Annotated in this window: 14 protein-coding genes and 1 riboswitch; of the genes, 6 read left to right on the top strand and 8 right to left on the bottom strand. The window is 70.7% G+C overall.

Annotated elements, in window-relative coordinates:
- Positions 1-13: 13 nt before the first annotated feature.
- The 3 genes from JIG36_RS11675 to JIG36_RS11665 all read right to left on the bottom strand — a co-directional run bounded on the left by JIG36_RS11675 (position 14) and on the right by JIG36_RS11665 (position 2,050).
- Positions 14-664 (bottom strand): nucleotidyl transferase AbiEii/AbiGii toxin family protein, encoded by a 651-nt coding sequence (locus tag JIG36_RS11675; RefSeq protein ID WP_203376122.1) that lies wholly within the window; start codon positions 662-664, stop codon positions 14-16.
- Positions 665-715: 51 nt separating this feature from the next.
- The gene (locus tag JIG36_RS11670) at positions 716-1,093 is read right to left on the bottom strand and encodes a hypothetical protein (RefSeq protein WP_203376121.1); all 378 of its coding nucleotides are present in this window, start codon (positions 1,091-1,093) and stop codon (positions 716-718) included.
- A gap of 162 nt (positions 1,094-1,255) precedes the next feature.
- Positions 1,256-2,050: a MerR family transcriptional regulator gene (locus JIG36_RS11665; protein WP_307872678.1), complete on the bottom strand. Its 795-nt coding sequence runs from the start codon at positions 2,048-2,050 to the stop codon at positions 1,256-1,258.
- A 78-nt stretch (positions 2,051-2,128) separates the two neighbouring features.
- Between JIG36_RS11665 and JIG36_RS11660 the strand changes: the two genes are divergently transcribed.
- From JIG36_RS11660 to JIG36_RS11650, 3 genes are read left to right on the top strand one after another with little or no spacing between them, the layout of a single operon-like run.
- On the top strand, positions 2,129-2,491 hold the full coding sequence (locus JIG36_RS11660; protein ID WP_203376119.1) for a nuclear transport factor 2 family protein: 363 nt from the start codon (positions 2,129-2,131) through the stop codon (positions 2,489-2,491).
- Positions 2,492-2,506: 15 nt separating this feature from the next.
- Complete coding sequence (locus tag JIG36_RS11655; protein ID WP_203376118.1) at positions 2,507-3,295, top strand: SDR family oxidoreductase; 789 nt, start codon at positions 2,507-2,509, stop codon at positions 3,293-3,295.
- A 49-nt stretch (positions 3,296-3,344) separates the two neighbouring features.
- Entirely contained in the window at positions 3,345-4,355 is a 1,011-nt protein-coding gene (locus JIG36_RS11650; protein WP_203376117.1) for an alpha/beta hydrolase, read from the top strand.
- Here the strand turns inward: JIG36_RS11650 and JIG36_RS11645 are convergent.
- Positions 4,352-5,470, bottom strand: coding sequence for an FAD-dependent oxidoreductase (locus JIG36_RS11645; RefSeq protein ID WP_203376116.1), 1,119 nt, complete (start codon positions 5,468-5,470; stop codon positions 4,352-4,354). The two genes, JIG36_RS11650 and JIG36_RS11645, sit on opposite strands and share 4 nt — an antisense overlap.
- An 86-nt stretch (positions 5,471-5,556) precedes the next feature.
- On the opposite strand from JIG36_RS11645, the gene JIG36_RS11640 reads away from it, so the two are divergent.
- Positions 5,557-6,183, top strand: coding sequence for a TetR/AcrR family transcriptional regulator (locus JIG36_RS11640; protein ID WP_236046648.1), 627 nt, complete (start codon positions 5,557-5,559; stop codon positions 6,181-6,183).
- Here JIG36_RS11640 and JIG36_RS11635 read toward each other — a convergent pair.
- Genes JIG36_RS11635 through mgrA form a run of 3 tightly spaced genes read right to left on the bottom strand, consistent with a single transcriptional unit; the run spans position 6,173 to position 8,632 of the window.
- The gene (locus JIG36_RS11635; RefSeq protein WP_203376114.1) at positions 6,173-6,925 is read right to left on the bottom strand and encodes a nucleotidyltransferase domain-containing protein; all 753 of its coding nucleotides are present in this window, start codon (positions 6,923-6,925) and stop codon (positions 6,173-6,175) included. The two genes, JIG36_RS11640 and JIG36_RS11635, sit on opposite strands and share 11 nt — an antisense overlap.
- Positions 6,922-7,596 (bottom strand): nucleotidyltransferase domain-containing protein, encoded by a 675-nt coding sequence (locus JIG36_RS11630; RefSeq protein ID WP_203376113.1) that lies wholly within the window; start codon positions 7,594-7,596, stop codon positions 6,922-6,924. Before JIG36_RS11630 ends, JIG36_RS11635 begins: the two co-directional genes overlap by 4 nt.
- A 40-nt stretch (positions 7,597-7,636) precedes the next feature.
- A complete protein-coding gene (mgrA, locus tag JIG36_RS11625) occupies positions 7,637-8,632 on the bottom strand; it encodes an L-glyceraldehyde 3-phosphate reductase (RefSeq protein ID WP_203376112.1) in 996 nt (331 codons plus the stop codon).
- Between the two features lie 51 nt (positions 8,633-8,683).
- A riboswitch (glycine riboswitch) is annotated at positions 8,684-8,776 on the top strand.
- A gap of 76 nt (positions 8,777-8,852) precedes the next feature.
- On the opposite strand from mgrA, the gene gcvP reads away from it, so the two are divergent.
- Positions 8,853-11,657, top strand: a complete 2,805-nt coding sequence (gene gcvP, locus JIG36_RS11620) for an aminomethyl-transferring glycine dehydrogenase (protein ID WP_203376111.1) — start codon at positions 8,853-8,855, stop codon at positions 11,655-11,657.
- A gap of 241 nt (positions 11,658-11,898) precedes the next feature.
- On the opposite strand, the gene JIG36_RS11615 is transcribed toward gcvP, so the two are convergent.
- The gene (locus JIG36_RS11615) at positions 11,899-12,099 is read right to left on the bottom strand and encodes a DUF5999 family protein (protein ID WP_203376110.1); all 201 of its coding nucleotides are present in this window, start codon (positions 12,097-12,099) and stop codon (positions 11,899-11,901) included.
- 125 nt (positions 12,100-12,224) lie between these two features.
- Between JIG36_RS11615 and JIG36_RS11610 the strand changes: the two genes are divergently transcribed.
- Positions 12,225-13,457 carry a chorismate-binding protein gene (locus tag JIG36_RS11610; RefSeq protein ID WP_203376109.1) on the top strand — a complete coding sequence of 411 codons (1,233 nt, stop codon included), beginning with the start codon at positions 12,225-12,227 and terminating at the stop codon, positions 13,455-13,457.
- The last annotated feature ends 12 nt before the right edge of the window (positions 13,458-13,469 follow it).

Genomic DNA, 13,469 nt, shown 5'->3' with positions numbered 1-13,469 from the left:
CCAATCATATGGATCAGCTGCGCGGCCATGACGCGAGGCTTTGCCGCAGGTCGGCGATCTGCTGCGGGCTGAGGCCGTAGAGCGTGAACCGGGCGTCGCGCAGCCGGTCCAGATAGCGCCCGGCATCGGCCACGTCCTCCGGGTCGAGCGCCGGGTCGGCCTTGCGCGCGAGGTCCAGCAGCTGGGGGAGTGAGTAGCGCTCGAGCGCGGCCGCCACGTCGATGTAGTCGCGCACCTCGCGCCGGTTGACCAGCGCCGCGACCTTGGTGGCGACCAGGTCGTCGAGGTGCATGACCGGTCCGACCTCCATCACCACCGGGGTCTGGTGGCGGTCGAGCCGGCACAGGGTCAGCCGCAGCGCCTTGTCCGGCCCGGCGACGAGGAATTCCCGCAGGTCCTCGTCCATCCCCGCAAAAAGTTCATCACCCTCTTCCCGTACGACCCGGTAGCCGGCCTGCTGCAGCGCGGTGCTCACTTCTCCGGCCGCGGCCGCGACGCCCCCGGCCGTGTCGGTGAACAGGTCGACGTCTTCGGTGGGTCGCTCCACCAGGCCGTTGACCAGCCAGGCGAACCCGCCGCCGAGCACGAACCCGTGTTTGGTCGCGACCGCCAGCGCGATCCGCGCGACGTCCGCATAGAAGTCGTCGACGTCCTGCCCGGTCATCGGATCAGTATGTCCCGCCGCGGGAACCGCTCACCACCGTGCCGACCGTGGTCAGAACGCGGCGGCGCCGACCAGCCGGCCGGTGGCGGAGCGGGCCCCGGCCGCGCGGAGCCGGGGGTGCCGGGCCTCCCAGGCCGCCCGCACGCCGCGGGGGAGGTTCAGTTCCGGCCACACCCGGGTCAGGGTCGGACCGTGCAGATAGGTGCGCAGTTCCTCGACCCGAATGGCCTCGCGCAGAACGTTTTCGTACATCCACGCCAGCATCGTCGGTTCGGTCAGATCGAACGCGCTTTGCGGACCCCACCAAAGCCGCAACGGCAACTCGACAAGGCCGTGCGTGGGGCCGTTCAATTCGCTCAGTGTTCCCGCCACCAGGACCGGCCGGTGGGGCCGGGCGAGATGAACAGCGGCGGGAGCAGCGGCAGACATGTGATCAGAGTAAACCGACAACCGCCCGGAATCGAACTCCTAGTATCCTAGGATGCCTTAGCGGCGGGGCCGCTCACCACAAATACGCCGCCTTCGGCGCCCACCCCGAATAGCAACAGCCGGCCATTTCCCGCCGCTGCCGTCCTTCCTCGCCGCCGTTCTTCAGGTGAGGCGGAAGACCGGCCAGCCGATCTCGGTGCGCCACGCGGCGGGTTCGCGGGCGTCCCGGGGGCCGACGAGGTAGACCTCCCGCACCGGCCCGGCCACCGACATCGCGTTCTGAACCACCCAGGTCCCGAGGGCGCCGTAGGTGATCTCGACGCCGTCGTGCTCCCCGACGTGGGTCGTGACGGCGAGTTCGGCCGCCGGCAGTGTCACCGGGTGCACCCGTCCGACGCGCGGGGGAGCGGTCGCCGGCAGATAGACCAGCGCGTGACCGCGTTCCTGCTCGAACAGGGCGTTGTCGTAGGTGCCGCCCGGCGGTCCGGTCACGGCGTCACCGACGGCGGCCTCCAGCTCGGCCATCGCGCCCGCGAACCAGGCCTCGACGTCCCCACTGCCGACGACGGCCTCCACCGCCGCGACCGTCCGGGCGGGCTCGGAACGCAGTTCCACGTGGATCGGCGCGGGATCAGGCTCGAGCAGACGACGCAGCGACACGACCGCGGCCCGGGTGCGGTCGAGCACGCCTTCGAGGCGTTGCAGGTGCTCCGCGACCAGGGCCGCCCGGATGCCGGGGTCCGGGGTGCGCAGGATCCGCTGCACGTCGCTCAGGGGGACGTCGAGTTCGCGCAGCCGGTGGATGACCTGTGCGACCGGGATCTGGTCGACGCCGTAGTAGCGGTAACCGGTGGCCTGGTCGACCACGGCCGGTTCGAGCAGATCGGCCTCGTGGTAGCGGCGCAGAGTCCGCACGCTCAGGTGGGTCAGGCGGGAGAACTCGCCGATGGTCAGCACCCTCGCAGTCTGAACCATCCCCCAGGGAGAGAGTCCAGGGCTTGACCTTCCCTGGGCGTCAGGCCGCACGGTGCTCTCATGACACAGCACGCCGATCTTCCGTCCGAGCAGCTCCCCACCGTCGTGCGCGACTTCCTCGCCGCGCACATCGTCCGCGACGCCGACACCGCCTCGAAGGTCCTCACCGAGGATGTGGTGGCCGTCGACCAGGGCGAGACCGTCCGCGGCCGTGACCAGGTCCACGCGTTCCTGCGCGACGCCGGCTCCGAGTTCGAGTACACGACCGAGCAGATCGGCGCCCGTCGCGTCGACGAGACCCACTTCGTGGCGACCGTGCGGCTCGAGGGCACGTTCCCCGGGGGCACCGCCGAGCTCGACTACCGGTTCACGCTGCGCGACGACCGCATCGCGGAGATCGTCATCGCCAACCACGAAGCCTGAGCGGGGGCCCGTCACATGTCTGATTCGGATCGTGACCGTCTGGACGGTCGCCGGGCGCTGGTCACCGGCGGGTCGAAGGGCTCGGGCCAGGCCGTCGCCGAGAGATTGCGGGAGATGGGGGCCGACGTCTATGTGACGGCCCGCACGATGCCCGACGGGTACGAGCACCCCGACCGGTTCATCGCGGCGGACACGTCGACGGCCGAAGGCGCTGATCTCGTGGCCGCCCGCATCGCGGAAGCCGGCGGCGCCCTCGACATCCTGGTCCATGTCGTCGGGGGTTCCTCGACGCCGGCCGGCGGTTTCGCGGTCATCACCGACGACCAGTGGCTGACCGAGCTGAACCTCAACTTCCTGGGGGCGGTGCGGCTCGACCGGGCCCTGCTGCCGGCGATGATCGAGTCCGGATCGGGCGTGGTGCTGCACTTCACGTCGATCCAGCGGGAGTTGCCGCAGTACGACGCGACCCTGGCCTACGCGGCCGCGAAGGCCGCGCTGCGGACCTACAGCAAGGGCCTCGCCAACGAGCTCGCACCCCGGGGCGTGCGGGTCAACGCGATCAGCCCCGGCGGGATCGAGACCGAGGCGTACGAGAGGTTCGTCGACCGCATCGCCGAGGGCAACGGACTCACCCGGGACGAGGCCAAGCAGACGATCTTCGACTCCCTGGGCGGAGTACCGCTGGGCCGGTTCGCGGCCACCGAGGAGATCGCCGACCTGGTCGGTTTCCTGGTCTCCGACCGAGCCGCAGCAATCGTCGGCGCCGAGTACGTCATCGACGGCGGAACCGTCCCGACCGTCTGACCCGGCACCCCACTACGAACCGCGGTTTCCGAAGACCGCAAGGAGATCCATGACCACCCACATCACGCATCCGTCCGGCGCTCAGCCGGTCGGACCCCCGCCGCCCTTCGACCCGGAACTTGCGCCGGTCGTGGAGATGCTGAGCAGCCTGCGGGCGCCCGACGCGTACCGCCCCGACAACATCGCCGAGATGCGGGCGCCGATCCCCGGGGTGGAGGCCCCGACCGACGAGGTTCTCACGCGCGGTGGCGCCTACAGCGTGCAGCAGCGGACAGTGCCCGGGCCGGACGGGGAACCGGATATCTCGCTGCTGATCTGCTTGCCGAAGCTCGCGGCAAGCCCGACGGCGGCGATCTACCACACCCACGGCGGCGGCATGATCGTCGGCGACAACCGGTTCGGCCTGGTCGAGATGATCGACCTCGCCGAACCGCTGGGCATGGCCGTGGTCTCGGTCGAGTACCGGCTCGCACCCGAGACACCTCACCCGGGTCCGGTTGCTGACTGCTACGCCGGCCTGGTGTGGACGTCGGCGCACGCCGCGGAGCTCAACATCGACCCCAGGCGGATCGTCGTCGCCGGTGCCAGCGCGGGTGGTGGTCTCACCGCGGGGGTCACCCTGATGGCGCGCGACCACGACGGTCCGGCCGTCGTGGCCCAGATGCTCCTGTCCCCGATGCTCGACGACCGTAACGACACGCCCTCGGCCCGGCAGATGCGGGGCCTCGGCATCTGGGACCGCTCGTCGAACGAGACCGGATGGAACGCGTTGCTCGGCGACGGCGTGCGGGGCGGACCGGACGTTTCTCCGTACGCTGCCCCCGCCCGCGCCGAGAACCTGTCCGGGCTGCCGCCCACCTTTGTCGACGTGGGCTCGGCCGAGACGTTCCGGGACGAGGATGTCGCCTACGCGAGCCGCATCTGGCAGGCCGGTGGCCGCGTCGAGCTGCACGTCTGGCCCGGCGGGTTCCACGGGTTCGACGTCGTGGCCCCCGACGCCGCGATCTCCCGGGACGCGATCGCCGCCCGCGTGGCCTGGTTGCGTCGTCAGATGAACTAGTTTCCGTGGAAGAGGTTCACGAGGCCGTGGGGTGCGCCGGCGCCGAAGATCAGGTCGATCGTCTCGTGGGCGGCTGCGGCTTCGGCCTCGCTGCGGTCGAACATCACTTGCTCGTACGCGGCCAGGGCGGTCTCCACCGCACCAGGGTGGGCGGCGATCGCCTGGCCCAGTTCGGCCCCGTCGAGCATGGCCAGGTTGGCGCCCTCGCCGCCGGGGACGGTCACGTGGGCGGCGTCGCCGAGCAGGGTCACGCCGGGCGTGCGCTCCCACCGGTGGCGGTCGGGTAGCTGGTGGATGCTGCGCAGCACCGGCGCCGAGCCTTCGGTGATCAGGGCGGTGAGTTCCGGCGCCCACCCGGTGAACTCGGCCGCGATCCGCTGGCGGGCGCTGTCGGGGTCGGCGAAGGTGATGCTCTCGAACCACGAGACGGGACGGCTGAGGACCGCGTACGAGTGAATGGTGTCCCCGGCCTCCCGGTGGGCGAGGAAGCCCTGGCCGGGGACGAGGGCGTACATCGCGCCGTCCCCGACCGCCTTGGCGGTGTCGGCGTGATGTGCGTCGACGTCGTGCAGGTACGTGTCGATGTAGCTCAGGCCCGCGTACGTCGGAGTGGCGTCGGACAGCAGGGGGCGCACCTTCGACCAGGTTCCGTCGGCGCCCACGAGCAGGTCGGTGACGACCGTCGACCCGTCGGAGAAGGCCAGTTCGTGCCGGCCGCCGCCCAGGGGATTCGCGGTGACGAGCTTGCGGCCCCACTGCACGGTCCCGGCCGGCAGGGATTCCAGCAGGATCCGCCGGATGTCGCCGCGCAGGGCCTCGGGGCGGGTCATCGAACCGTCGTCCGGCACCGCCGCGAGTTCACGTCCGTGCTGGTCGAGGACCCGTTGGGCCCCGCCGCCGCGGTGGATGACCGCCCGGTACTCCGCGGTCAGGCCGGCCATCTCCAGGGCGAGCTGGCCGTTGTGTTCGTGCAGGTCGAGCTGCCCGCCCTGGGTGCGGGCGCCGGGGGAGGCGTCGGCCTCGAGGACGGTGACGGGAACGCCGTTGCGGTGCAGCACGCGGGCCAGGGTGAGGCCGCCGAGGCCGGCGCCGACGATCGTGACGGGAGTGGTCATGGTTGGTCCTCTCGACAGATGATTGGACCGGCGGTCCAACAACCCGAGTATTGGACCGCCGGTCCAAGCATGTCAAGATGACGGTCATGACCGGTCCGAGGCATCCGCGGCGCAGCGACGCCCTGTCCCGTGCGCGCATCCTCGAGGCGGCCATCGAGATCCTGGACACCGAGGGCGAGGGCGGGCTGACCCTGCGGGCGGTCACCGCGCACCTGTCCACCGGCCGGGGCGCGATCTATCACCACGTCACCAGCAAGGACGATCTGCTCGCGGCGGCGGCCGACAGCATCGTGGCGGCCGTGCCGGGGGAGACCGTCCGGGAGCTGGCGCTGGGCGTCTTCGAGGCGATCGACGCCCACCCGTGGGCCGGCGCGCAGCTGGCCCGCGACCCGTCGCAGCCGGCCGTGCTGCGCCTCTGGAAGCGGGTCGGGGCCGCGCTGACCGGGCTGGGCGTCACCGGTCCGGCCCGCTCGGACGCGGGGGCGGCGCTGGTCAACTATGTGCTCGGCGCGGCCGCTCAGCACGCCGCGGGCGCCCGCCGGGCCGCGGACGGCGTGTCCCGGCGGGACTATCTGGAGAAACTGGCCGCCGAGTGGGCCGCGTCGGACGACGACGAGCTGGTGCGGGAGTCGGCGGCGCTGCTGGCCGGGCACGACGACCGGAGGCAGTTCCTGGCCGGGGTCGACATCTTCCTGGCCGGGATCACACGGTAGCCAGGCGGGCCCGCACCACCAGGTCGTTCAGGGCCTGCACGGCCTCGGGTGGGGGGTGGGCAGGCAGGTGGGAGGCGTCGCGGGTCTTTTCGAGTTCGGCCCGCAGACCGGCCGCGTCGGCTCGCAACCGCGATTCCAGGCCGGCCGGGAAAGCGGATTTCTCGGCCGAGCGCTTCAGCTCGATCAGCGACGGCACATAGGACAGGGAGGTGCCGAGCACGTTCAGGTCGGTTTCCAGCTCGCCGGTGCGCATCAGGTGGATTCCGGTCAGCAGGACCCGCAGCCAGTAGAGCGCGGCTTTGAGGCGGCCGGTCTGGTTGAACAGCTTCTCCTGGGACGTGGCGAAACCCAGGTAATGGTGGGCGTGGTTGGACGTCACGAAGGCCGGGGCGAGCGCGATCAGGTCGCGGTGCAGCGGGCCGGTCGCCACGACCAGCGGCGAGAGCAGCTGTTCCAGCACGTAGCCGTTGCGGCTGTTCAGCAGGACCGCGAATTTGCGCAGGTCGTGCGAGACGACGTCGAGTTCCACGCCCTCGCGCAGGCCCTCGTGCGAAAGCGTTTCCGGGCCGGTTCTCAGCCCGACGACTTCGGCCGCGGGCAGCAGGTGGGCGGCGCGCAGATCGAGGTCGGAGTCGACCGAGGCGAAACCGTAGAGGTGGGCGCCGCTGACGGTGGCGAAAACCAGCGGATAAGGCAGTTCGGCCACGACTTCGGCCGACCAGGACGGGACGGTGACGGTCATTCCAACCCCCTTTCGCGTACGTGGGAAAGCAGCTCGTTGACGGCGGCGCGGTCCGGCTCGTCGGGCAGTTCGGTCGTCGATGCGGAGGCCGTGAGTTCACCCTGCAGTTCGGCCGCCCATTCCGTGACCGAATCCCAGGAGACCGACCCGCCGCGGATGTCGAGCAAGGAAGAGCGCAACGGGGTCACGTCGACCAGCACCTCGCCCGTCCGCAGCACGTGAGCGCCCGCCAGCAGCAGCCGGATCATGTGCATGGCCTGTTTCCAGTTCGTCTCGCCGGTGCGCGCCCGCCGGGCTGCGACCCGGTTGAGCTGGTCGCGCGCGTATTCGCCGTACGTGGAAGCGACCTTTCGCGACAGGAACGCGCCCCGCACGGAAAGCAGCTCCTCGCCGGCCGCTTCACGTCGTTCGATCAGAGGTGACCAGAGCACTTCGAGGACGGTCGGATTGGCCTGCAACGCCAGGGTGCAGAACCGTTCGATCTCCCACGAGAACTGCTCGGGCAGCGGCCCGTCGAGGTGGGTCGGCGGTTTGTCGAGGGTCCAGAAGGAACGGGTCGGGGCGACGAACACGCCGCGGCGGTCGTGGTCGGACGCGGGGCCGGAAAGTCCGTACGCCCGCGACCCGACCACGACGCCGAGAACCGTGTGCCGTTCGACGAGTTCGATCATGCAGCGACGGTATAGAAATCGCCGGGGAACTGCCGCCGAATTAGAGGTCGAGAACGGTGGCGTCGATGTCGCCGAGCTCGGCTTCGGAAAGCGCGAGGTTGCCGACCGTGGCCACGTTGTTCTCGAGCTGCTGCACGCTGCTGGCGCCGATGATGAGGCTGGTCATCCGCTCGTCGCGCAGCGCCCAGGCCAGCGCCATCTGGGCCAGGGACTGGCCGCGCTTGGTCGCGATGTCGTTGAGGGCGTGCAGCCGTCCGAGGGTCTGCTTGTCGAGCGCGTCCTCGTTGAGGAACCGGCTCGTGCGGACGCGGGAATCGTCGGGAATGCCGTTGAGATAGCGGTCGGTCAGCAGGCCCTGCTGCAGTGGGCTGAACGCGATGCAACCGGCCCCGGCCGTTTCCAGGGTGTCGAGCAGATTGTCCTTCTCGGTCCAGCGGTTGAGGATCGAGTACGACGGCTGGTGAATGAGCAGCGGCGTGCCGAGCTCGCGCAGAATAGCGGCCGCCGCCGCGGTCTGCGAGGAGTTGTAATTCGACAGGCCGACGTACTGGGCCTTGCCCGCGCGGACCACGGCGTCGAGCGCGCCCATGGTCTCCTCGAGCGGGGTGTCCGGGTCGGGCCGGTGGTGATAGAAGATGTCGACGTAGTCGAGGCCGAGCCGCTTCAGCGACTGGTCGAGCGAGCTGACCAGGTATTTGCGCGAGCCGAAGTCGCCGTACGGGCCGGGCCACATGTCGTAGCCGGCCTTGGTCGACACGACGATCTCGTCGCGGTGGGCCTTGAGGTCGGTGGCCAGGATGCGGCCGAAGTTCTCCTCGGCGCTGCCGGGCGGCGGGCCGTAGTTGTTGGCCAGGTCGAAGTGGGTGACGCCGAGGTCGAACGCGCGGCGCACGATGTCGCGCTGGCGCTGCCAGGGCCGTTCGTGGCCGAAGTTGTGCCACAGCCCGAGCGAGATGACGGGCAGCTTGAGCCCGCTTCGCCCGGTCCGCCGGTAGGGCATGGTGTCGTAGCGGTCGCCCGCGGGGGTGTAGGTCACAACCCCACCCTAGAGATACCGGCCCGAAACATGATCGCTGGTAGCTTGGTTGCCAGCCATGCGGGAGAGACCGAGGGTTCACCTCGGCGCCGAAGGGGCAAATCCTCCCCGGAACCTCTCAGGCAAAAGGACCGCGTGGGCAGACGACTCTGAAGCACCCGTGCGCACGCGGTGGTGACAGAGGGGGAGGCCGCCTTGTCGACCTCTCTTAGGAGCCGTCATGACGTTCGCGAACCGGCATATCGGGCCGGACACCGACGAGCAGACCCACATGCTCAAAGCCATCGGGTACGCGTCGCTGGACGCCCTGATGGACGCCGCGATCCCCGAGGTGATCCGCTGGCACGGGTCGCTGAACCTGCCCGACGCGGCCTCCGAGGAGGAGACGATCGCCGAGCTGCGCGCCATCGCGTCGCGCAACCGGGTGACCACCTCGATGATCGGCCTGGGCTACTACGGCACCCACACCCCGGCCGTGATCAAGCGGAACGTGCTGGAGAACCCGGCCTGGTACACGGCGTACACCCCGTACCAGCCGGAGATCAGCCAGGGCCGGCTCGAGGCGCTGCTGAACTTCCAGACCATGGTGACCGACCTCACCGGGCTGACCACGGCCAACGCCTCGATGCTGGACGAGGGCACGGCCGTCGCCGAGGCGATGACCCTGGCCAAGCGGGCCTCGAAGAGCAAGTCCCCGACGTACGTGGTCGACGCGGACACGCTGCCGCAGACCCTCGCCGTGCTGCGGACCCGGGCCGAACCGCTCGGCATCGACCTCGCGCTCGTCGATCTGGACGCCGGTGACGCGCTGCCCGGCGAGTTCTTCGGCCTGCACCTGCAATACCCGGGGGCTTCGGGCGCCGTACGCGACCACGCGTCCCTGATCGAGGCGGCGCACGCCCACGGCGCTCTCGTGACCGTGGCCGCCGACCTGCTCGCGTTGACGCTGCTGCGGGCGCCGGGCGAGATCGGCGCCGACATCGCGGCCGGCACCACCCAGCGGTTCGGGGTGCCGCTCGGCTTCGGCGGCCCGCACGCGGGATACCTGGCCGTGCGCGCCGGGCTGGAGCGGTCGCTGCCGGGCCGGCTCGTCGGTGTGTCGAAGGACGCGGACGGCGCCCCGGCCTACCGGCTCGCCCTGCAGACCCGGGAGCAGCACATCCGCCGCGAGAAGGCGACCAGCAACATCTGCACGGCCCAGGTCCTGCTGGCCGTGATGGCGAGCATGTACGCGGTCTACCACGGCCCGGCCGGTCTGCGGGACATCGCGAAGCGCACCCACAACCACGCCCTGACCCTGGCCGGCAGCCTCACCGCGGGCGGCGTCGAGGTGGCCCACGGCGCGTTCTTCGACACCGTGACCGCGGTGGTCCCGGGGCGCGCGGCCGCGATCGTCGCGGCGGCGGCTTCCGAGGGTGTGGATCTTCGTCTGGTCGACGCCGACCGGGTGTCGGTCTCCACGGACGAGACGACGACCGACGCGCATGTGGCCGCGGTGCTCGGCGCGTTCGGTGTGGCCGTGACCTCCCCGGCCGAGTGCGGTGCGAAGCCCCTCGCGCGGACCAGCGAATACCTGACCCACCCGGTGTTCCGGTCGCACCACTCCGAGACGAGCATGCTGCGCTACCTGCGCAAACTCTCCGACCGGGACTACGCGCTCGACCGCGGCATGATCCCGCTCGGCTCGTGCACGATGAAGCTCAACGCGACCACCGAGATGGAACCGGTCACCTGGCCCGAGTTCGCCGCCATCCACCCGTACGCCCCGGCGACCAACACGGCCGGGTACGAGGAACTGGTCTCGACGCTCGAGGGCTGGCTGGCCGAGATCACCGGGTACGACGCGGTGAGCGTGCAGCCGAACGCGGGCTCGCAGGGTGAGCTGGCCGGCCTCCTCGCGATCCGGGGCTACCACCGCTCCCGCGGCGAGACCCACCGTGACGTGTGCCTGATCCCGTCGAGCGCGCACGGCACGAACGCGGCCAGCGCCGTGATGGCCGGCATGCGGGTCGTCGTGGTGGCCTGCGACGACCTGGGCAACGTCGACATGTACGACCTGCACGCCAAGATCGCCAAGCACGCGGACGCGCTGGCCGCGATCATGGTGACCTACCCGTCGACCCACGGCGTGTACGAGACCTCGATCGCCGACCTGTGCGCGGCCGTGCACGAGGCCGGCGGCCAGGTCTACGTCGACGGCGCCAACCTCAACGCGCTGGTCGGGTTCGCCCGGCCCGGCAAGTTCGGCGCCGACGTGTCGCACCTCAACCTGCACAAGACGTTCTGCATCCCGCACGGCGGCGGCGGTCCCGGCGTGGGCCCGGTCGCGGTCCGGCAGCACCTGGCCGAGTTCCTGCCCGGTGACCCGCTCGAGCCGGGCGAGCACCACGCGGTGTCGGCGGCGGCGCACGGCTCGGCCGGCATCCTGCCCATCTCGTGGGCCTACCTGCGGATGATGGGCCCCGACGGGCTGGCCGCGGCGACCGGCACGGCCGTGCTGACGGCGAACTACGTGGCCTCGCGGCTGCGGGAGCACTACCCGGTGCTCTACGCGGGCAACAACGGCCTGGTCGCGCACGAGTGCATCCTTGACCTGCGGCCGATCACGAAGGCGACCGGTGTCTCGGTCGACGACGTGGCCAAGCGGCTCATCGACTACGGCTTCCACGCCCCGACGATGTCGTTCCCGGTGGCCGGCACCCTGATGGTGGAGCCGACCGAGAGCGAGGACCTGGCCGAGCTCGACCGGTTCGTCGCGGCGATGATCGCCATCAAAGGTGAGATCGACCAGGTGGCGGCGGGGGTGTGGCCGGCCAAGGACAACCCGCTGGCCAACGCGCCGCACACCGCCTCGGCGGTCACGGCCGACGAGTGGGAGCACCCGTATCCGCGGTCGGTGGCCGGGTTCCCCGAGAGCGTGGACCGCACCGCCAAGTACTGGCCGCCGGTGCGCCGCATCGACGGGGCGTACGGGGATCGGAACCTGGTCTGCTCGTGCCCCTCGCCGGAGGCGTTCGAAGACTGAGCCTCGGCTCTGGTGGATGCGCGCCCTCGGTCGTCTTCTCCGAGAGGACTGAGCCGCGCGGTTCTTGGTGATGCGCGCCCTCGGTCGTCTTCGGGGGCGCGCATTCGTCGGTCGCGGCGTGTGAAGGGTGGTTGGCTCGACGATGAGCGGGGATTCGTTCGACTACGCTCAGTAGCGGAATCGGTCGGCCTCGTCGCCGGCTTTCCGGGCCCTTTCAGCGGTCTGTCAGAGACCGTTCAGGTCAGGCCGCGAGAGCGTGCCGGGCGGGTCCCCGGTGCGGCTCGATCATGGTGCCGTCGGGCAGGATCTCGCCGGTGTCCTCGAAGACGATGACACCGTTGCAGAGAAGGCTCCAGCCTTGCTCGCGGCATGTCGCGACGGTCTTGGCGGCCTCGCGGTCGACGGCGTCTGCGCTGGGACAGGGGTTCAGGTGCTGGCACATTGTGTGTTGCTCCGGTCGGGGGGTTGTGTGATGACTCACAACGACGGTGACGGACGTTACCTCAAATCGAACGACGACGGTTCGAGCGAGTGACGGTGTCTCCATTGACAGAATCCTCGCTTCCGATGGTCCACGGAAGCCGGTCGTTCGGCCACTATCCGACACCCCCTTCCGTCGCGCCGCCGGGCTCTCCGGCGTCCTGCCTGGGCCGTCACCGTGCGTCAACTTCGTTCCAGTGGTTCGCCCGTGACGGCGGTGACCCCGCTGAGCTTGTCGCCGAGTACCTCGCGGACAACGGACTCGGCGTGCGAAACATTGGCCGAACGGCTACCCAGGTTTGTCCGACCGGCGCTGGCTCGATCTGCGGTGCGGCACTCTACGTGTCGGCTGATGCCGGATCCGTGATGTCCGGCGGCCCGCGGGGGGCGGCCACCCCGGTCCCGTCGATCCCGGACGTGTACGCGGTCGTCTACGAACACGTTGCTTCGTCAGCGGATGGGGATTGCGCGGGCGGTCCCGGGCATGCCGGCTTCGCGCTGGGGGAGTGGACGCCGTCGTGGACGCCGGACGAGCACGCGGCTGCGGTCACCGCTGTGCGCGAGTCCATCGGGCGGGGTGACGTCTATCAGGTCAACGTCGTGGGGCACACCAGCGCCCCGTACGAGGGAAATGTCGTGCCCGCCCTGGCCCGGGTGGCCGGACTGCCCGGCGCGCGCTACGGAGGCGTTCTGGAGGGCGACGGCTGGGCGCTGGCCACCGCTTCCCCCGAGACGCTGGTCGAGGTGCGTGACGGCCGCGTGATCACCCGGCCGATCAAGGGGACCCGCCCGGCCACCGCCGCCGGCCGCCGGGAGCTGCTCGCCTCGACCAAGGAACGCGCCGAGCACGTGATGATCGTCGACCTGTCCCGCAACGACCTGTCCCGCCTGCCCGGGGTCGGTCCGGTCGAGGTCGAGGAGCTTTTCGCCGTACGGCGGTGGTCCGGTCTGTGGCAGGCCGAGTCGGTCGTGTCGGCCCCGCTGACCGGCGGGCTCGACCTGGCGTCGCTGTTGCGGGCCCTGGTCCCCGGCGGGTCCGTGACCGGCGCCCCCAAGATCGCTGCGCTGGCCGAGATCGCCCGGCTGGAACCGGTCGGCCGGGGCGTGAGCATGGCCGCGGTCGGCTGGGTCGGCCGCGACCACGTCGACCTGGGGCTGACGATCCGGACCGTGGCCGTCGACGGCGCCCGCGTGCACGCGTGGGCGGGCGGCGGCATCGTCTGGGACAGCGACCCCGAGGCCGAGGTCGCCGAGGCTGCCGCCAAGCTGGCCCCCGTCCAGGCTGCCCTGGCCGATCCGGGCGGTGGCGAGGCACGATAGGTCACGCTTTCG

The organism is Paractinoplanes ovalisporus (assembly GCF_016834655.1).
Lineage (GTDB): Bacteria > Actinomycetota > Actinomycetes > Mycobacteriales > Micromonosporaceae > Actinoplanes > Actinoplanes ovalisporus.
This window is presented reverse-complemented; position numbering and strand designations above follow the sequence as displayed.